Consider the following 18,290-nt stretch of genomic DNA (forward strand, 5'->3'; position numbering starts at 1 on the left):
CAGCAGCGGCGGCGTGCTACCGGCCCGCACCTGCCGTTTCCGCCCGGTGCGCGTGCGCCCGGACTGACCTTAAACAGAGATGGATTCCCTTATGACCGATGCTCCCGCACCCCAGCCCGGCGGCGAGGCCGGCGCCGCGCTGATGATCCGCGTGCTTGGCCAGTATGTGAAGGACCTCTCCTTCGAAAACCCCAACGCGCCCGACAGCCTGCGCGGTCAGGGCCAGCCGGAGATTGATCTTTCGGTGGATGTGCGCGCGCGCAGCCTGGACGCCGAAACCTTCGAAGTGGAGCTGGTGCTCAGCGCCAACGCCAAGTCGGACAAGGGGCCGCTCTTCATCGCGGAGCTGACCTATGCCGGCCTGTTCTCGATCCGCAATCTGGACGAACGCGCCCGCGAGCCCTTCCTGCTGATCGAATGCCCGCGCCTGATCTTCCCGTTCGCGCGCCGCATCCTGGCCGACGCCACGCGCGATGGCGGCTTCCCGCCGCTGATGCTGGAGCCGGTGGATTTCGCCGCGCTCTACCGCCAGCAGCTGGCCGACAAACAGCCCGGCGGCGAGCCGCAGGGCACAGCCTGATCATCTGACGCCTGACGCCTGAAACAAAAACGCCCTCTCCGGATCGGAGAGGGCGTTTTCATGTTCAGGCCCGCGCTGAAGACGCGCGTCAGGTGTTCATGGAGTCGAAGAAGTCCGAATTGTTCTTGGTTTCCTTGAGCTTGGACAGAAGGAAATCGATGGCGTCCTGGGTGCCCATCGGGTTGAGAATACGGCGCAGGACATAGGTTTTCTGCAGTTCGGTGCGCCCGATGAGCAGCTCTTCCTTGCGGGTGCCGGATTTGAGGATGTCGATCGCCGGGAAAACGCGCTTGTCGGCGACTTTCCGGTCCAGAATGATCTCCGAATTGCCCGTGCCCTTGAACTCTTCGAAAATCACCTCGTCCATGCGGCTGCCGGTATCGATCAGCGCCGTGGCGATGATGGTCAGCGAGCCGCCCTCTTCAATATTGCGCGCCGCGCCGAAGAAGCGCTTCGGACGCTGCAGGGCGTTGGCGTCCACGCCGCCGGTGAGCACCTTGCCCGAGCTCGGCACAACGGTGTTGTAGGCGCGGCCCAGACGCGTGATGGAATCGAGCAGGATCACCACATCGCGCTTGTGTTCGACCAGGCGCTTGGCCTTCTCGATCACCATTTCGGCGACCTGCACGTGACGCGACGCCGGCTCGTCGAAAGTGGACGCGACCACCTCGCCCTTCACTGTGCGCTGCATGTCGGTCACTTCCTCGGGGCGCTCGTCGATGAGCAGCACCATGAGGAAGCATTCGGGATGATTGGTCTCGATGGCGTGAGCGATGTTCTGCAGCACCATGGTCTTGCCGGTGCGCGGCGGCGCCACGATCAGGGCGCGCTGGCCCTTGCCGATGGGCGATACAATATCGATCACGCGCCCCGTCCGGTCCTTGCGGGTCGGGTCGGGGTTTTCGATCTGGAAGCGCTGCTCGGGATAGAGCGGGGTCAGATTGTCGAAATGGACCTTGTGCCGGGTCTTTTCCGGGTCCTCGAAATTGATGCTGGCGACTTTCAGGAGCGCGAAGTACCGCTCATTGTCGCGCGGCGAGCGGATTTCGCCCTCCACCGTGTCGCCGGTGCGCAGGCCGAAGCGGCGGATCTGGCTGGGCGAAACATAGATGTCGTCGGGACCAGGCAGATAGTTGGACTCCGGCGCACGCAGAAAGCCGAACCCGTCCTGCAGCACTTCCAGCGTGCCGCCGCCGAAGATCGACGCGCCCTCTTCGGCCAACGCCTTGAGGATGGCGAACATCATGCCCTGCTTGCGCAGGCTGGCCGCGTTCTCGATGTCCAGCTGCTCGGCCAGAGCCACCAGCTCGGCGGGGCTTTTTTCCTTCAGCTCCTGCAGCGACATGCGCTCGCCGGCGCGGCTCTGATCGGAAGACCCGTTGTCCTCCTCGCCCGCGTCATCGTCCATATCGTCATCGTAGCGGTGGTCGTCGTTCATGATCATCTCGGGAGCAAAGGCGAAAGGGAAAGAGGGCGGAAGGCGGGCGGGACTCGCGCGGGGCCAGCCTCAGCGCCGGACCAGATATGGCCCTGACTGCACCGGCCAGGCTGGATGCCCGGGACATGACTTCGTGTTGGTTGACCCGGGAGCGCGCCAAAACGCCGCCGCCGCAGGTGAAGGAAGGGAACCTGATGACAGGTTTCGCAAAAGTCCGTGCCACAGCCGGGCGCGCACGTCAAGCTGAAGCGGCGTTTCACACGCCATGACACACCGTCAATCGGCTCGCCCCGATGCGCGCCATGAGGCATTATAGCCGCTGATGCGTCAGGGGAAGGCCGGAGCATGTTGAGGATGGGTAGAGTGCGCACGCTGGCGCGGTGCTGGGCGATTGCTGTGTCGGTCTGTGTGGCGGGCAGCTGCGCATCGGCGCCCGCTCTGCCTGCGTCCGCTGACAGGCCGGTCGCGCTCGCCCATCTGCCCGCCCTCACCGGGGCCCACTTCCCCCTGGCCTCGGACCATACGGGCCGGACCTACTACATCCATGTGCGCGTGCCAGACGAATATGACCCGCAGGGCGCGCAGATCTATCCGGTGGTCTATGTGCTCGATGGCGATTCCCTGTGGCCGATCCTGGCGGCGAACCATCTGTTCCTGACCTATGATGACGGCCTGCCTGAAGCGATCATCGTGGGCATCGCCTACGGCTCGTTTTCGCCTGAGATCAATGCGCGCAGCGTGGATTTCATGCCGCCCGGCGCCGAAGGGCGCGAGGCCGGAGCGCCGGCCTTTGCACAGTTTCTGGCCGGCGAGCTGCTGCCGCTGATCGAGGCGCGCTACAACGCTGATCCCGGGCGCCGGATTTTGTTCGGGCAGTCGCGTGGCGGCAGTTTCGTGCTGTATTCCGCCTTCACCGATCCGGACCTGTTCTGGGGGCGCATCGCCAGCAATCCGGCCTTCGCCCCGACAGAAGGCTTTTTCTTCGCCGAGCCCTCAACAGCCTCGCGCCCGGACCTGAAGCTGATGATCGCCAGCGGCGAAAATGACTGGCCGGTCTTGCGTGAAGCGGCGCTGCGCTGGGGTGCGGCGTGGGATGACCGTCCCGATCGGCCGTGGGAGGCGCGTGTTCAAACGATCCCCGGCGGCAGCCATGCGGCCAACAGCGCCGACGCCTATCGCGCGGGTCTGCGCTGGATGTTCAGCGAGTAAGGCTCAGAAGGGTTTCCACACCGCCAGCACCGCGATGATGATCGCTGCGATGGCCGGGACTTCGTTGATCAGGCGCCAGAATTTTTCCGTTCGCGGACGGGCGCCATTGGCGAATTTGCGCGCGCTGGCGGCGTAGAAGCCGTGCACGCCGCTGAGCGCCAGCACCAGCAGGAGCTTCACGTGCATCCAGCCCTGCGAGAACAGGCCGGGATTGGAGACCAGCATGACAATCGCCAGCAGCCAGACCGCGATCAGCGCCGGGTTCAGGATGATCCCCAGCAGATTGCGCTCCTGGGTCAGCAGCGCGCCTTCGAGCTCGCCGCCCGCAATGGCCTGGTGGTGATACACGAACAGGCGCGGCAGATAGAGCATGCCCGCCATCCAGAAAATCACCGCCGCGATATGCAGGCCCTTGATGATTTCATAGGCGCCGCCGCCGGGAGCCAGAAAATCGATCATGCCGCCGCCTCCTCAACCACCAGCCCGGCCTCGCGGCACGGGCATCGTCCAAATTCAGCCGGGCAGATCACCTGACCGCCCGGGGGTTTCAGACCCGCCGGTCCATCCAGCGCCGACACGGCGAGGCCGGCCAGCGCCTTGATGAATCCGGGATGATCACCCAGCGCCGGAACGCGATCATAGCCCTTCGCGCCGTATTCTTCAGCCAGCTCGGCGTATTCTTCGTCCAGCTCCACCAGCGTCTCGATATGTTCAGACACAAAGGCGATGGGCGACAACAGAATATGGCGCTCGTCAGTGCAGGCGCGCTCGATGGCCTCTTCCGTCGACGGCCCGATCCAGTTGAGCGGCCCGACCCGCGACTGATAGCAGATCTCGATATCGCTCAGGGCCTTTGGCAGGCGCGCCGCCACGGCGGCGGCGGTCTGCTCGACCTGCCACTGATAGCTGTCGCCGCGCTTGACCACGATTTCCGGCAGGCCGTGGGCGGAGAACAGAACCCGGGCATTGTCAGGCGATCCCGCCTTGCGCCAGCTGTCCTCGATCAGCTGGGCATGGGCGGCGATGAAATCGGCCTCTTGGGGATAGCAGCACACGACGCGCGCTTCAGGCCCCCCCGCTTCACGCCAGGCCTTGAGCGATGACGCCGTGGTCGTTGTGGAGAACTGGGGATAGAGCGGCAGGATGACGACTTCATCCGGCTGGAAGGCCGCGACCTCCTTGACCGCATCCTTTACGAACGGGCGCCAGTAGCGCATGGCCAGGATCACCTTGACCTCGTCGCCCGGCAAAGCGGCGCTCAGCGCTTTGGAGAGCGCATCGGCCTGTTTGCGGGTTTCGGGCACCAGCGGCGAGCCGCCGCCCATCTTGGCGTAATTCTCTTTGGCCGACGGCGCACGCGTGGTGGAGATAAACCAGGCCAGCGGCTCGCGGATGAAGCCCGGCGCGCCGATAATGGCGGGGTCACGGAACAGATTGCGCAAAAACGGGCGCACGTCATCGGGCCCGTCCGGACCGCCCAGATTGAACAGCACCACTGCAATGCGCCGGGTCATGGTCGTCCTTTGTGCGGCTTGTTATCCCTGCCGCAGACGCGCCATCAGACGGGTCACATGCTCGGGCGGGGTCTCAAGATTGATGCCGTGTCCAAGATTGAACACATAGGGCCGGCCCGCCCATGCGGAAAGCAGGCGGTCGACTTCGGCGTCCAGCGCCGCACCGCCTGCATGCAGCACCGCCGGGTCGAGCTGACCCTGAACGGGCAGGGTTTTGGGCAGCGCCGAGGCCGCCCACTGCGTATCCATGCCATGATCGAGCGCCAGCGCGGTCACGCCGGTCTGCGCCGCATAGCGCACAGCCTGGGGACCTGCGCCGCGCGGGAAACCGATCACCGGCGCGCTGATGCCTTGGGCGCGCAAGCCATCCACAATGCGCTTGGTGGGGCGGATCACTACCCGGTCAAATAGGGGGTCGGGCAGGCTGTCAGCCCAGGAATCAAAGAGTTTGACGACGTCGGCGCCGGCTTTCACCTGGTCGGCGAGATAGGTGGTTGTGGCGTCGGCCAGGAGGTCCATCAGCGCATCAAAGCCGGCCGGATCGCTCCAGGCCATGGCGCGCGCCTTGAACCGGTCTTTCGAGCCGCCGCCCTCGATCATGTAGGTGGCCACGGTCCAGGGCGAACCGGCAAAGCCGATGAGGGTGGTTTCGGCCGGCAGGGCCGCGCGCAGCCGCGTCAGCGTGTCGCACACCGGCGCCAGCACGTCGCGGGCGCGATCCTGTGACAAACGCCCCAGATCACCGAGCGTGATCGGGTCCAGCTTGGGGCCCTCTCCGGCTTCGAACCAGACTTTCTGACCCAGGCCATAGGGCAGGAGCAGGATGTCGGCGAACACGATAGCCGCGTCAAACCCATAGCGCCGGATCGGCTGCATCGTCACTTCGCACGCCGCTTCGGGATTGAGGCAAAAGGCGATGAAATCAGGCTGGGTAGCGCGCACGGCGCGGTATTCGGGCAGGTATCGGCCCGCCTGGCGCATCAGCCATACCGGTGGGCGGGCGAGGGTCTGGCCGGAAAGCACCTGGAGAAGTGGTTTGTCAGTCATGGCGATCTTCACTGTCCTGAGAGGGCGGGGCACGGCACGTCCCCACAGGTAGGTGTCCCTTCCTTATCTTTATTTCCTGAAAGAATGAAAGAGGGGGATCAGTAGCAAGGCTGGGCGCCAGTGTGGACAAAGGGGTTTGTCGACTGCGGCGCCCGGATTTCACAGGCTGTGGACGGCGGATGTCCACGGTGGCCCGCAGGGCCTGGAGGCGAGCGGTTAACCTTCTATTAACCAGAGTTGACGCGGCGTTAACGCGGGCCCCGGTCCTGCCGGCATGTCTGGGGCGGTCCTTGACCCGGCAATCAATCCACATCGTGCGGCTATCAACAGGATCCGGGCGCCACGCAGGCTTGGTCCGGGCGCCGGGAGACGGGGGTGTGGAGTGTGCCGTGCCGGATCAGCCGGGGTGTGAACAACCGGCCGGTTATGCACGCCGCGCATGCGGCGATGTTCACAGGCGCGCGGGGCTGGTTTAACCATGGGGTTCGCGCCGGCGCAGCCGGTTCACAGACGGAATGCGCGCATGACCATATCCGGCCTGGTTCAGTCTGAAGCCGACGGGCTGCACTTCCACGTCCATATGGTGTCGGATTCCACCGGCGAAACGCTGATGGCGGTGATGCGCGCCTCGGTGGCCCAGTTTCCCGGCGTGCACCCGATCGAGCATTTGTTCGCCCTGGTGCGCTCGCCGCGCCAGATGGACCGGGTGCTGGACCATATCGAGGCCCATCCGGGCGTGGTGATGTTCACCCTGGTCAATCAGGATCTGCGCCGGACGCTGGAGGATCGCTGCGCCCTGCTGCGCGTGCCGGCGGTGGCGGTGCTGGACCCCATTGAGGCGACACTGTCGGGCTTTCTCGGCGCGCCGGCCCAGGGCAAGGCCGGCGCACAGCGCGTGCTGGATGCGGACTACTACCGGCGCATCGAGGCGATGAATTACTGCATGGCCCATGATGACGGTCAGGGCGAGGATCTGGCCAGCGCGGACGTGATCCTTCTGGGCATCAGCCGGACATCGAAAACCCCCACCAGCGTCTATCTGGGCAATCGCGGCATCCGCACCGCCAATATCCCTCTGGTGCCGGGCGCGCCGTTGCCCGAAGGGCTGGAGCTGTTGAAAAAGCCGCTCATTGTCGGGCTGACCGCCAGCCCGGAGCGGATCATTCAGATCCGGCGCAACCGGCTGGTCAATCTGGGTGAGGAAGCGCCCACCAGCTATATCGACGCCGAGACGGTGAAGGACGAGCTGATCCACGCCCGGCGCCTGTTCGCGCGCCATAACTGGCCGTCCATCGACGTGACCCGGCGCTCCATCGAGGAGACAGCGGCCAAGGTGATCAATCTGCTCACCGAACACCGGGCGGCGCTGAAGTCATGACACTGGTGCTGGCTTCGGGCTCGGCCTCGCGCCGGGCGATTCTGGAAGGCGCCGGCGTGGCGTTCGAGGTGGACCCGGCCGGCGTGGACGAGGGTGTGATCAAGCGCGCCTTTACCGGCGAAGCGTCGGCGCTGGCGCAAGTGCTGGCCGACGCCAAGGCGCTGGCGGTGTCAGGACGCCGCGATGATCTGGTGCTCGGCGCTGATCAGGTGCTGGAGTTTGATGGCGAGACCTATGACAAGGCGCCCGACCCGGACACCGCTATCCACCGGCTGCGTGCCTGGCGCGGCGAGATCCATTATCTGCGCGGCGGCCTGACCGCGGCGCGCGGCGGCGAGATCATCTGGCGCTATCGCAGCAGCTGCGCCCTGCGCATCCGCCCCGTCTCCGACGCCTTTCTGGAGCGCTACCGCCGTGAAGCGGGCGAGTTCCTGACCAGCACGGTGGGCGGCTATGCCTTTGAAGGGCTTGGGGCCCAGCTGTTTGATATGGTGGAGGGCGATTATTACGCAGTGCTCGGCCTGCCGCTCCTGCCCCTGCTGGAGTTCCTGCGTCAGCAAGGCGTGCTGGAGACATGAGCGGGCCTGCCCCTGTCGCCGGCGTGTGCGGCTGGCCGGTGGCGCATTCCCTGTCGCCATTGATGATGAGCGTATGGCTCAGCGAAGCCGGCCTGGCTGGACGCTACATGCATGTGCCGGCGCGCCCTGAAGAGTTCGCTGAGTGCGTACGCGCCCGGGTCGAAGAAGGTTTCTCCGGGCTCAATGTCACCGTCCCTCACAAGCAGGCGGCGCTGGAGCTCAGTGATGAGGCGAGCGAACGGGCATTGGCTGTCGGCGCGGCCAATCTGCTGGTGTTCCGAGAGGGGCGAATTCGCGCCGACAATACCGACGTCACGGGTCTCGACGCGGCCCTTCAGGATGACGGTGGCGTTGGCCCTGCCGTTCTGATCGGCGCGGGAGGCGCCGCGCGGGCGGTGATGTACCGGCTGACGCGTCAGGAGCGCGAGATTCGCATCGTCAACCGGACAACGGCCCGCGCGCAGGCGCTGGCTGAGGCGTTCGGGGTGCGCGCGGCGGTTCATCAGGCGGCGGACGCGAGGGCGCTGGACGGCGCGCGCCTGATCATCAATGCCAGTGTGCTCGGCATGAAAGGCCAGCCGCCGCTGGAAGCCGCGCTGGAGGCGGCTGCGCCGGACGCGCTTGTCTTTGATATGGTCTATACGCCCCTGCGCACGCCCCTGCTGGAACAAGCTGAGGCGCTGGGCCTGCGCACCTCCGACGGGCTCGCCATGCTGATCGGTCAGGCCCGGCCCGCCTTCGAGGCCTTATTCGGCGCGCCTGCACCTGTAGGGGACAGCGTGCGCGCCCGGCTGGTCGCGGCGCTGGAGGGGCGGTCATGATCATCATCGGCCTCACCGGCTCCATCGGCATGGGCAAGACCACCACAGCGCGCCTGTTCGCTGAAGAAGGCGCCGCCGTGTTCGACGCCGATGCGGCGGTGGCGAAACTCTACGCCCCCGGCGGCGCCGGGACGGCGGCGGTGGCTGAGGCGTTTCCGGGCTGCGCGGACCCGCACACCGGCGTGGACCGGGCGGCGTTGTCAGCGTCCCTCCAGGCCGACCCGTCCGGCTTTGCGCGCCTGGAAGCCATTGTGCATCCGCTTGTGGAGGCCGAACGCCAGGCGTTTTTCGACATGGTGCGAGCCGAGGGGCGGGCGCTGGCCGTGCTGGACGTGCCGCTGCTGTTCGAGACCGGTCAGCATGAGCGCGTCGACGCCATCGTGGTGGTCAGCGCGCCCGAAGATGTGCAGCGCGAGCGGGTTTTGGCGCGTGACGGGATGAATGAGGCCAAGCTTGCCGCCATACTGGACCGGCAGACCCCTGATTCGCACAAGCGGGCCGCAGCCCATTTTGTGATCGACACCAGCCAGGGGGTCGATGCGGCGCGGACCCAGGTGCGTGCTGTCATCGCGGCGCTGACAGGAGACGGGGCATGACCGGACGCCAGGTGATCTTTGACACCGAGACCACGGGCCTGCACCACGATCAGGGCCATCGCATCACCGAGATCGGGTGTGTGGAGCTCGTTGATCTGGCGCCCACGGGCCGGGATCTGCGCCTACTGGTGAACCCGGAACGCGAGATTGACGCGGAGGCTGAACGCATCACCGGGCTGACATCGGCCATGTTGCGCGACAAGCCGAAATTCGCCGCCATCGCCGATCAGGTGCTCGACTTCTTCGCCGATAGCCCCATCGTCGCCCATAACGCCAGCTTCGACATGGGCTTCATCAATATGGAGCTGGCACGCTGCGGGCGCCCGCCCCTGCCCGCCTCGCGCTTCATCGACAGCGCGGCCATGGCCCGCGAGAAGTTTCCCGGCTCCCCGGCCAGCCTCGATGCGCTGTGCAAGCGCTTCAACATCTCGCTGGACAACCGCACCAAGCACGGCGCGCTGGTGGATTCCTATCTGCTGGCGGAAGTCTGGCTGGAGCTGCATGGCGGGCGCGAACAGGCGCTGGGCCTGCTGGGGGAGGAAAGCGCAGGCGGCAAGGTCGTCTTTGCGCCCAGACCTCCGCGTCCTCAGGCGCTGGCGCCGCGCATCAGCGCCGCAGAGGCCGAGGCCCATGCACGCTTCATCGCGGAGCTGAAGAACCCGGTCTGGGACCGGGTCGCCGTCAGCGCGTCCGCGCGCAATACCTAATTGCGTTCGGGGATCTGACCTGTGCGCCGGGCTTCATTCAGCCGGCCGCGCAGGACCAGCAGCTCGACATTCTCAGGATCGGATTCCAGCGCCTGATTGAGGTCGGCGGCGGCGGCGTCAAATTGGCCCCGTTCCAGGTTGGCCGCGGCGCGCACGCCCAAGGTGGCCGGCTCTCCCGGATTGAGCGTCAGCGCGGCGTCAGCGGCGGCGACCGCGCCCTCGAGATCCCGGCTGGCATAGGCGGCTTCGGCGCGGCCGCGGGCGAGGCCGGCGTCGCCCGGCGCAAAATCGAGCCCGCGGGCGAAGGCCTGCGCGGCCTCGTCAAACTGGCGTGCGCGCATATAGCCGTCGGCGGCCTGTCCGAACAGGATGGCCCGGCTCATGTCGCTGGCGGCGGTCGCGCCTTCAGCGGTGGCGCGCAGGCGGGCGGCGCCGGTGGCCGGCCAGCCCTCGGCGATCTGGGCCAGACCCGCGCAGTGCTCTGACGCCCAGCCCCCGCCCTGGGCGCGCCAGATCAGTGCATCCTCATAGGCTGCAGCCGGATCGGTCGACACCCGGTCGAGGCAGGCGCGGTAGCGGTCGTCATCTTGCAGGGCGTAGGCGGCCGATGGCAGAACGCCCGCGATCAAGGCGGCGAGGACGGTGCGTCTCATGGCGGGCTTCCCTCCGGATGGTCTCTCCCCTAAGGCTAGCGCTTAAAGGGAGGAGGCGTCCATGACACAAGCCCGCTCATGCCTGCTCATCGGCTACGGGTATGTCGCCCGGGCCACAGCCTTGCGGCTGAAAGCGGCGGGGTGGGCGGTGTCCGCCACCGCGCGCTCGGATGAGGCGGCAGGACTGGTTGAGGCCGACGGCGTGGCGGTCGTGGGCGCCGATCCAGCCTCGCCGGTGGGCCGCGCAGCATTGCGCGCCGCCGTCGAGGCTCATGACGCGGCGATTTCCAGTGTTCCGCCCGGTCCTGGCGGTGATCCTGTGCTGCCCGCGCTGGAGGGGCTGGCCCCGGGCCAGACCTGGCTCGGCTATCTCTCCACTACCGGGGTGTATGGTGATCGTCACGGCGGCTGGGCGTTCGAGTGGGAGGCGCCGACGCCGGGCGAGCCGCGCTCGATGGCCCGCGTCCGGGCCGAGGCGGACTGGCAGGCGCTGGACGGGCGGATTTTCCGGCTGGGCGGGATTTATGGTCCGGGGCGCAGCGCGCTGGATCGCGTCCGCGCCGGGGAGCGCTCTGTCTGGGTGAAGCCGGGCCAGGTGTTCGGACGCATCCATGTGGACGACATCGCGTCGGCGCTGGTGGCAGCGCTCGACCAGCCCGACGCGCAGGGCGTGTTCAACCTGGTGGATGACTGGCCGTCCGATCAGGCGGAAGTCGCCCAGGGTGCCGCGGCGCTGTTAAACGAACGTGCGTTAGAAGAGCGTACGTTCGATCCAGAGGTCGTCAGTCCCATGCTGGCGAGCTTCTATCGCGAGTGCCGGCGTGTCTCGAACGTTCGTGCGAAGGCGGTTCTGGGCTGGCGGCTGAGTCATCCGGCCTGGAAATCCGGCCTGGAGGCGATTTTGGCGGCTGAAAAGAGCCAATAAAATCATAGCCTTAAAAACCGGCATCGGAAAATCGCGGTTTTCAGCGCCTGAGCCCTATACCGGTACGTCCAGCGAGATTTCAGCGCCTCTGAGAGCCGCAATTTCCGGTATCAGTATGCGCCGGAACTCGCGCTGGCGGTGAGCCGGCGGCACACCTCGTCCAGCTGCTCCAGATTCGAGAAATGAATCTGCACGGCGCCGCGCTCGCCGGTATGGCGGATCTCCACGGTCAGGCCGAGCTGTTCGGACAGGTCGGCTTCGAGCGCGCGGGTGTCCGGGTCCTTGTCCAGGGATTTGCGCTCGGGCGCGCCTTTGCCGCTCGCCGGTTTTCCGCCCGCCTCGCGCGCCAGCTGCTCGGCGGCGCGGACCGACAATCCGCCTTCGACGATCCGCCGGGCGAGGCCCACCGGATCGGCGCTCGCCGCCACGGCCCGGGCATGACCGGCGGTCAGGGCGCCCGACTGCAACAGGTCCAGCACGGCGCCCGGCAGCGCCAGCAGGCGCAGCATGTTGGCCACATGGGCGCGCGACTTGCCGATGGCGCGGGCCACGTCGTCCTGGGTATGACCAAAGCGGTCCACCAGCTGGCGCAGCGCCTGAGCCTCTTCCACAGGATTAAGGTCGGCGCGCTGGACGTTCTCGACAATGGCGATTTCCAGCGTCTCACGGTCGGTAAGCTCGCGGATCACAACAGGCACGTCGTGCAGGCCGGCGCGCTGGGCCGCCCGCCAGCGGCGTTCGCCGGCGACGATCTGGTAGCGCCCCTCATCCCCCGGCATGGGCCGGACAAGCAATGGCTGCAACAGGCCCTGACCGGCGATGCTGCCGGCAAGAGCGTCGAGCTCGGCCTCGTCAAACTGCTTGCGCGGCTGGTCCGGATTGGGGCTCAGAAGGGCGACGGGCAGGGTGCGCGGCGTGGTTCCGCCGGTGCGGGTGGTCTCGGCTTCGTCCGCGCGCAGGGCGTCCGCCTCCTCGCCCTCGCCCAGCAGGGCCGAGAGGCCGCGGCCGAGGCCGCGATTGCGCGGGCGCTCGTCTGCGCCGCTCATGCCGGCGCCATCATGTCAGCGGCCCGGCGTTCCTGGCGCACCACTTCACGAGCGAGGCCCAGATAGGCCTGCGAGCCGGAGCATTCGAGATCATAGAGCAGGACCGGCTTGCCGAAGCTCGGCGCTTCGGAGACGCGCACATTGCGCGGTATGACCGTGTCATACACCTTGTCGCCGAAATGGGTGCGCACATCGGCGGCGACCTGGGCGGAGAGATTGTTGCGCTTGTCATACATGGTCAGCACAACACCTTGAATCGCAAGGTCTTTATTGAGGTTGCCCCGGACCAGCTCAATGGTTCGCATGAGCTGGGTCAGACCTTCCAGCGCGAAGAACTCGCATTGCAGCGGCACCAGCACGGAATCCGCCGCCGTCATGGCGTTCACCGTGAGGAGATTGAGCGAGGGCGGGCAGTCGATCAGAACGTAATGACAGGTCTCACCGCGCGCACTCAGCGTCCGGCGGAAGCGGTCGATGGCGTGGCGCAGGCGGTAGGACCGGCGCGGCGCGCTGGCGAGCTCCAGCTCCGCCCCCGACAGATCGGCGTCCGACGGGATCAGGGACAGGCCCGGCACGCTGGTCTCGATCAGCGCCTCGTCCATGGGCCGCTCGGACACCAGCACGTCATAGGAGGTCGCCTTGCGCTGGGCGCGCGAGACGCCAAGACCGGTGGAGGCATTACCCTGGGGGTCGAGATCGAGCACCACCACGCGCTGGCCGATGGCCGCAAGGGCTGTGGCCAGGTTGATCGCCGTGGTGGTCTTGCCTACGCCCCCCTTCTGGTTTGCGATGGCGATGACTTTCGGCGGTGCGGGGCGGTCGGAGGACATGGGGCTAACTCCCTGATGGACAGGATGGCGGCATCGCGGGAGGTCCGGCTGGGTATGACCTCAAGATCAAACGTCCAGCTTTTCCGCGCCCGGGTCAATTCCTCGCGGTATTTTGCCCCCTTGGGGAGGAGCGCGCGCGCCCCCTTTTCCACAAAAGGATGCACATAGCCCAGCAAGGTCTCCAGCGGCGCCATGGCCCGGGCCGTCACGACGTCCACCACCGGAACCTCATCCAAAGCTTCAACCCGCACCGGCAGGACGGTGACCGGCGCGCCGGTGGAGGCGGCGACGGCCTTGAGGAATTGCGCTTTCTTCTGGACCGATTCCACCATGGTCACGTGAGCGCCGGGGAAGCCCGCCTGCATAAGCCCATAGGCGATGGCGAAGCCGGGAAATCCAGCCCCGGCGCCCAGATCGGCCCAGCGCACGGCCTGCGGCGCCAGCCTATAGATCTGCCAGGAATCCAGCGCGTGACGGAACCAGAAATCCTCCAGCGTGGACCGGCCCACCAGATTGGTGTGAGCATTGGTCTCGGCCAGCAAATCCCGCCAGCGCTCGAACCGGGCGATTGTTTCACGTGAAACACCGGTGTCGGCCTGGAAGGCGGCGGCGTCATACCCTGCGGTCATGGATCAGGCCGTGCGCCGGTCGGCGCGCTTGAGGTGGGCCAGCAAGGCGGTGAGCGCGCCGGGCGTCACCCCTTCAATGCGCGCGGCCTGACCCAGAGTCGCGGGAGAGGCGGCGACGAGCTTCTCGCGCACTTCGTTGGAGAGCCCGCCCACGGCGGCATAGTCAAAGCCGGCCGGAATACGCACGCCCTCATCGCGGCGGAAGGCCAGGATGTCAGCGTCCTGCCGGTCGAGATAGCCATGATAGACCGCATCGATCTCGATCTGCTCGGCGATGGGCGCAGGCAAATCGTTCAGCTGCGGCCAGATCTGCGTGACATCGCCCCAGCTGATGGACGGATAGGACAGCAGCTCCAGCAGATCGCGGCGCTTGCCATCCTGATTGACCTTCAGCCCCGCGCGGGCGGCTTCGGCCGGCGTCAGGCTGAGTGCGCGGGCCTGAGCGCGGGCATCGGCCAGCGCCGCCGACCGGGCACGCCAGGATGTTTCACGTGAAACACTGGCCGCGCCCAGGGCTATCGCCTTGTCGGTCAGGCGCTGGTCGGCATTGTCGGCCCGCAAAGTCAGGCGGTACTCGGCGCGCGAGGTGAACATGCGATAGGGCTCGGTGACGCCGCGCGTGATCAGGTCGTCGATCATCACGCCGACATAGGCTTCTGACCGGTCCAGGATGAAGGGATCGCTCCCCGACACGGCGAGCGCCGCATTGAAGCCCGCCATCAGGCCCTGCGCCGCCGCTTCCTCATAACCCGTGGTGCCATTGATCTGCCCGGCCAGCCAGAGCCGGGGCAGGCGGCGCACTTCCAGCGTGGCGGACAGCTCGCGCGGGTCGACATAGTCGTATTCGATGGCATAGGCGTAGCGGCGCACCTTCGCCTGCTCGAGGCCCGGTATGGTTTTCAGGAAGGCGTCCTGCACATCCGCTGGCAGGGAGGTGGAGATGCCGTTGGGGTAGACGGTGTCGTCGTCCAGACCCTCCGGCTCCAGGAAGATCTGGTGGCCTGTGCGGTCGGCGAAGCGCAACACCTTGTCCTCGATGGACGGGCAATAGCGCGGACCCCGCCCCGCGATCGCCCCGCCATAGACCGACGAGTGCTGCAGATTGGCGGCGATGATGGCGTGAGTGGCCTCAGTCGTGCGGGTGATGCCGCAGGCGATCTGGGGCACCGTGATTTTACCGGTGAGGAAGGAGAACGGGACCGGGTCTGCGTCCGCCGCCTGCATCTCCAGCGAGGCCCAGTCGATGGTGCGGCCGTCGAGGCGCGCCGGCGTGCCGGTCTTGAGGCGGCCCATGCGCAGGCCCAGCCCGTAGAGCCGGTCCGACAGGCCGATGGCCGGCGCCTCGCCGTCGCGGCCCGCCGGAATGCGCTCGGTCCCGCGATGGATGACGCCCTTGAGGAAGGTGCCGGTGGTGAGCACCACCGCGCCCGCACGCCATTCGCGGCCCTGCGCATCGATCACCCCGGCGCACGCGCCGTCCTCGATGATCAGATCCTCGGCGGCCGCCTCCACGATAGTGAGATTGGCGGTGTCGGCGAGGGCCGCTTGCATCGCTTCGCGGTAGAGTTTGCGGTCGGACTGGGTGCGCGGCCCGCGCACGGCCGGGCCCTTGGAGCGGTTGAGCATGCGGAACTGGATGCCCGAGGCGTCCGCCACCCGGCCCATCAACCCGTCCAGCGCATCCACCTCGCGCACCAGATGACCCTTGCCGAGCCCGCCAATGGCCGGGTTGCAGCTCATCTCACCGATGGTGACGGCCTTGTGGGTCAGCAGCAAAGTCGCGGCGCCCAGACGCGCGGCCGCGCTCGCGGCCTCGCACCCGGCATGGCCGCCGCCGATGACGATGACATCCCAGGTGCGCGCCGGGGCGGGGTTGAGGTCCAGGGTCATGGATAAAGGTCCGGTTCGCCAGTGGCGGCGCGTCAATCCTGGCGCGCCCGCCCGTGCGGCTCACATAGGCGATGATCGCGGCGGAGTCGAGGCGCCGGACTCGAAGGGGAGCCCTATTTGCCGATGCAGAACTGGCTGAACACCCGGTCCAGCACGTCCTCCACATCCACCCGGCCGGTCAGGCTCTCCAGCGCCCGCAGGGCCAGATGCACATCGGCGGACGCCAGCTCTGGACCGCGCGCCAGCCCGCAGCGGGCGCTGCGCAGATGATCGAGGGCGCGGGACACGCCCGCCCGATGGCGGGCGCGGGACAGGGCCGGGGCTTCGCGGTTTCCCAGCCGGGCCTGCACCTCACGCTCCAGCCAGGCTTCCAACTCGGTCAGCCCATCTCCGGACGCGGCGGACATGGCGAACGCCGCCACGCCGTCCGGCGCGGCGAGCTGCGGTTTGGCGAGATCGGTCTTGTTCAGGGCCAGCGCATCTCCGGGCCTTAAATGCCCGGCGAGGGCGGCGAGGGATGTTTCACGTGAAACATCCACCACGCCAATGCGCAGATCGGCGTCCTCGGCGCGGGCCAGCGCCCGGCGCACACCTTCGGCTTCCACCCGGTCCGCGGCTTCGCGCAGGCCCGCCGTGTCGGCCAGGATCACCGGGAAGCCGGCCAGGACGAGGCGCACCTCCACCACGTCGCGCGTGGTGCCGGGAATATCGGTGACGATGGCGGCGTCGCGCCGGGCCAGCGCGTTGAGCAGAGACGATTTACCGGCATTGGGCGCGCCGATCAGGGCGATGGCGAAACCCTCCCGCACCCGCTCGCCGCGCCGCGCGTCATCCAGATGGGCGGTGAGCGCCGCGATCAGATCGTCAAGCGGGGCCGCCGCCGCGTCCGACAGGCTGTCGGGCACGTCGTCCTCGTCAGGAAAATCGATCTCGCCCTCAAGGGACGCCAGCACGGAAATCAGCTGTTCGCGCCAGCCCTCATAGAGCGTGCGCAGGGCGCCGGTCATCTGGGCCAGAGCCTGGGCGCGCTGGCCCTCGGTCTCCGCGTCGATGAGGTCGGCGAGGCCTTCGGCTTCGGTCAGGTCAAGCTTGCCATGCTCGAAGGCGCGCCGGGTGAAGTCGCCAGGTCCCGCCGGCCTGAGGCCCAGCACGAGGAGCGCCTCGGCCAGGGCCGCGATCACCGCCGGCCCGCCATGCACGTGGAGCTCGGCGCAATCCTCGCCGGTGAAGCTCGCCGGACCGGGAAACCAGATCGCAAGACCCTGATCTATTTCGGCGCCATCTCCAGCGTGAAACCGGCGCAGGGCGGCGCGGCGCGGGTGGGGGCGGGGCAGGACGGTGAGGGCGTCCAGCGCCGGGCCGGCGCCCGGTCCGCTCAGACGCATCACCGCAACCCCGGCCCGGCCGGGCGCGCTGGCCAGGGCGAAGATGGTCTCGCTCATGAGGTGATCAGCGCCCGGTCCCGCCGGCGGCCTTGCCCATCAAATCCATGAACTGTTTCTGCCACTCGCCGCCGAACGTCATCCAGCCGCGCATCAGCGCTTCGGGCTCCAGCGCTTCCATATTGGCGCTCATGCGCTTGCTCATTTCCTCCACGAGCTGCTCGTTGAGCGGGGTGACGTCGGGCAGGCCAAAGAAGGCGCGCGCCTCCTGCGGCGTGCAGTCGATTTCAACATTGACCTTCATGGGGGCCTCCCTTCACTGTCCGGGCTCCCAGCCCTACCATAGCCGCCACACCGCTCAAAGCGATCGTGAAGGAGCTTGCCATGACCAGTCAGGACATCACCATTACCGGCCCCGACGGCCAGTTCAGCGCCTACGCCGCCGGATCGGGGCCGGCCATTGTCGTCCTGCAGGAGATTTTCGGCGTCAATCATGTCATGCGCGCCATCTGCGATGACCTGGCTGATCAGGGCTGGCTGGCCATCTGTCCGGACCTGTTCTGGCGCATCGAGCCGGGCATTCAGATCACCGACAAGACCGATGCTGAATGGAAGCAGGCCTTTGATCTATTTGGTAAATTCGATGTGGACGCAGGCCTGAAGGATATCGCCGCCACCGTGGAATACGCAAGGCGCGCCGGAACCGGCAAGGTCGGGGCGCTGGGCTACTGTCTCGGCGGGCAGCTGGCCTATCTCACCGCCTGCCGCACCGATGCCGACGCGGTCGTGGGCTATTACGGGGTGAATATCCAGACCCGCCTGGACGAGGCGGCGCATATCTCAAACCCGCTCCTGCTCCACGTGGCGGGAAAGGATGAATACGTGCCTGCGGAAGCCCAGGCGCAGATCCACGCCGCGCTGGACGATCATCCCCATGTCACGATCCATGACTATCCTGAGCGCGATCACGCCTTTGCCCGCGTGGGCGGCGCCCATTATCACGCGCAGGACGCCGATCTTGCCAATACGCGCACCCGCGCGTTTTTCCAGACCCATCTGAAATGAGA

General features: G+C 67.1%; 20 protein-coding genes. 9 read left to right on the forward strand and 11 right to left on the reverse strand.

The window, feature by feature from the left end; all coding sequences use genetic code 11:
- Positions 1-91 precede the first annotated feature (91 nt).
- Positions 92-580 (forward strand): protein-export chaperone SecB, encoded by a 489-nt coding sequence (secB, locus tag L2D01_00685; protein WBQ10302.1) that lies wholly within the window; start codon positions 92-94, stop codon positions 578-580.
- An 88-nt stretch (positions 581-668) separates the two neighbouring features.
- On the opposite strand, the gene rho is transcribed toward secB, so the two are convergent.
- On the reverse strand, positions 669-1,925 hold the full coding sequence (gene rho / locus L2D01_00690) for a transcription termination factor Rho (GenBank protein ID WBQ11658.1): 1,257 nt from the start codon (positions 1,923-1,925) through the stop codon (positions 669-671).
- 447 nt (positions 1,926-2,372) lie between these two features.
- On the opposite strand from rho, the gene L2D01_00695 reads away from it, so the two are divergent.
- Positions 2,373-3,227, forward strand: coding sequence for a hypothetical protein (locus L2D01_00695; protein WBQ10303.1), 855 nt, complete (start codon positions 2,373-2,375; stop codon positions 3,225-3,227).
- A 3-nt stretch (positions 3,228-3,230) separates the two neighbouring features.
- On the opposite strand, the gene L2D01_00700 is transcribed toward L2D01_00695, so the two are convergent.
- The 3 genes from L2D01_00700 to hemE are packed head-to-tail and all read right to left on the reverse strand — an operon-like array spanning position 3,231 to position 5,788.
- Positions 3,231-3,686 carry a CopD family protein gene (locus tag L2D01_00700; protein WBQ10304.1) on the reverse strand — a complete coding sequence of 152 codons (456 nt, stop codon included), beginning with the start codon at positions 3,684-3,686 and terminating at the stop codon, positions 3,231-3,233.
- Positions 3,683-4,741 carry a ferrochelatase gene (gene hemH / locus L2D01_00705; protein WBQ10305.1) on the reverse strand — a complete coding sequence of 353 codons (1,059 nt, stop codon included), beginning with the start codon at positions 4,739-4,741 and terminating at the stop codon, positions 3,683-3,685. Before hemH ends, L2D01_00700 begins: the two co-directional genes overlap by 4 nt.
- Positions 4,742-4,762: 21 nt before the next feature.
- Positions 4,763-5,788, reverse strand: coding sequence for a uroporphyrinogen decarboxylase (hemE, locus tag L2D01_00710; protein WBQ10306.1), 1,026 nt, complete (start codon positions 5,786-5,788; stop codon positions 4,763-4,765).
- 523 nt (positions 5,789-6,311) lie between these two features.
- Between hemE and L2D01_00715 the strand changes: the two genes are divergently transcribed.
- From L2D01_00715 to dnaQ, 5 genes are read left to right on the forward strand one after another with little or no spacing between them, the layout of a single operon-like run.
- Complete coding sequence (locus tag L2D01_00715; protein WBQ10307.1) at positions 6,312-7,166, forward strand: kinase/pyrophosphorylase; 855 nt, start codon at positions 6,312-6,314, stop codon at positions 7,164-7,166.
- Positions 7,163-7,744: a Maf family protein gene (locus tag L2D01_00720; GenBank protein WBQ10308.1), complete on the forward strand. Its 582-nt coding sequence runs from the start codon at positions 7,163-7,165 to the stop codon at positions 7,742-7,744. The genes L2D01_00715 and L2D01_00720 overlap by 4 nt, the downstream gene beginning before the upstream one ends.
- Positions 7,741-8,565, forward strand: coding sequence for a shikimate dehydrogenase (gene aroE, locus L2D01_00725; GenBank protein WBQ10309.1), 825 nt, complete (start codon positions 7,741-7,743; stop codon positions 8,563-8,565). Before L2D01_00720 ends, aroE begins: the two co-directional genes overlap by 4 nt.
- On the forward strand, positions 8,562-9,161 hold the full coding sequence (coaE, locus tag L2D01_00730; protein ID WBQ10310.1) for a dephospho-CoA kinase: 600 nt from the start codon (positions 8,562-8,564) through the stop codon (positions 9,159-9,161). The genes aroE and coaE overlap by 4 nt, the downstream gene beginning before the upstream one ends.
- Positions 9,158-9,868 (forward strand): DNA polymerase III subunit epsilon, encoded by a 711-nt coding sequence (gene dnaQ / locus L2D01_00735; protein WBQ10311.1) that lies wholly within the window; start codon positions 9,158-9,160, stop codon positions 9,866-9,868. The genes coaE and dnaQ overlap by 4 nt, the downstream gene beginning before the upstream one ends.
- Here the strand turns inward: dnaQ and L2D01_00740 are convergent.
- On the reverse strand, positions 9,865-10,521 hold the full coding sequence (locus L2D01_00740) for a hypothetical protein (GenBank protein WBQ10312.1): 657 nt from the start codon (positions 10,519-10,521) through the stop codon (positions 9,865-9,867). The genes dnaQ and L2D01_00740 overlap by 4 nt on opposite strands.
- A gap of 61 nt (positions 10,522-10,582) precedes the next feature.
- On the opposite strand from L2D01_00740, the gene L2D01_00745 reads away from it, so the two are divergent.
- Positions 10,583-11,446, forward strand: a complete 864-nt coding sequence (locus tag L2D01_00745; protein ID WBQ10313.1) for an SDR family NAD(P)-dependent oxidoreductase — start codon at positions 10,583-10,585, stop codon at positions 11,444-11,446.
- Positions 11,447-11,556: 110 nt separating this feature from the next.
- Here L2D01_00745 and L2D01_00750 read toward each other — a convergent pair whose 3' ends face one another.
- The 6 genes from L2D01_00750 to L2D01_00775 all read right to left on the reverse strand — a co-directional run bounded on the left by L2D01_00750 (position 11,557) and on the right by L2D01_00775 (position 17,527).
- Complete coding sequence (locus L2D01_00750) at positions 11,557-12,492, reverse strand: ParB/RepB/Spo0J family partition protein (protein ID WBQ10314.1); 936 nt, start codon at positions 12,490-12,492, stop codon at positions 11,557-11,559.
- Entirely contained in the window at positions 12,489-13,322 is an 834-nt protein-coding gene (locus L2D01_00755; GenBank protein ID WBQ10315.1) for a ParA family protein, read from the reverse strand. Before L2D01_00755 ends, L2D01_00750 begins: the two co-directional genes overlap by 4 nt.
- Complete coding sequence (gene rsmG, locus L2D01_00760) at positions 13,259-13,951, reverse strand: 16S rRNA (guanine(527)-N(7))-methyltransferase RsmG (protein WBQ10316.1); 693 nt, start codon at positions 13,949-13,951, stop codon at positions 13,259-13,261. Before rsmG ends, L2D01_00755 begins: the two co-directional genes overlap by 64 nt.
- Positions 13,952-13,954: 3 nt before the next feature.
- Positions 13,955-15,841: a tRNA uridine-5-carboxymethylaminomethyl(34) synthesis enzyme MnmG gene (gene mnmG / locus L2D01_00765; GenBank protein ID WBQ10317.1), complete on the reverse strand. Its 1,887-nt coding sequence runs from the start codon at positions 15,839-15,841 to the stop codon at positions 13,955-13,957.
- A gap of 113 nt (positions 15,842-15,954) precedes the next feature.
- A complete protein-coding gene (gene mnmE, locus L2D01_00770; GenBank protein WBQ10318.1) occupies positions 15,955-17,283 on the reverse strand; it encodes a tRNA uridine-5-carboxymethylaminomethyl(34) synthesis GTPase MnmE in 1,329 nt (442 codons plus the stop codon).
- A 7-nt stretch (positions 17,284-17,290) separates the two neighbouring features.
- Positions 17,291-17,527: a DUF6489 family protein gene (locus L2D01_00775; GenBank protein ID WBQ10319.1), complete on the reverse strand. Its 237-nt coding sequence runs from the start codon at positions 17,525-17,527 to the stop codon at positions 17,291-17,293.
- Between the two features lie 80 nt (positions 17,528-17,607).
- On the opposite strand from L2D01_00775, the gene L2D01_00780 reads away from it, so the two are divergent.
- Entirely contained in the window at positions 17,608-18,288 is a 681-nt protein-coding gene (locus L2D01_00780) for a dienelactone hydrolase family protein (protein ID WBQ10320.1), read from the forward strand.
- Positions 18,289-18,290 lie beyond the last annotated feature (2 nt).

Source organism: Hyphomonadaceae bacterium ML37 (genome assembly GCA_027627685.1).
Taxonomy (GTDB): Bacteria; Pseudomonadota; Alphaproteobacteria; order Caulobacterales; family Maricaulaceae; genus Oceanicaulis.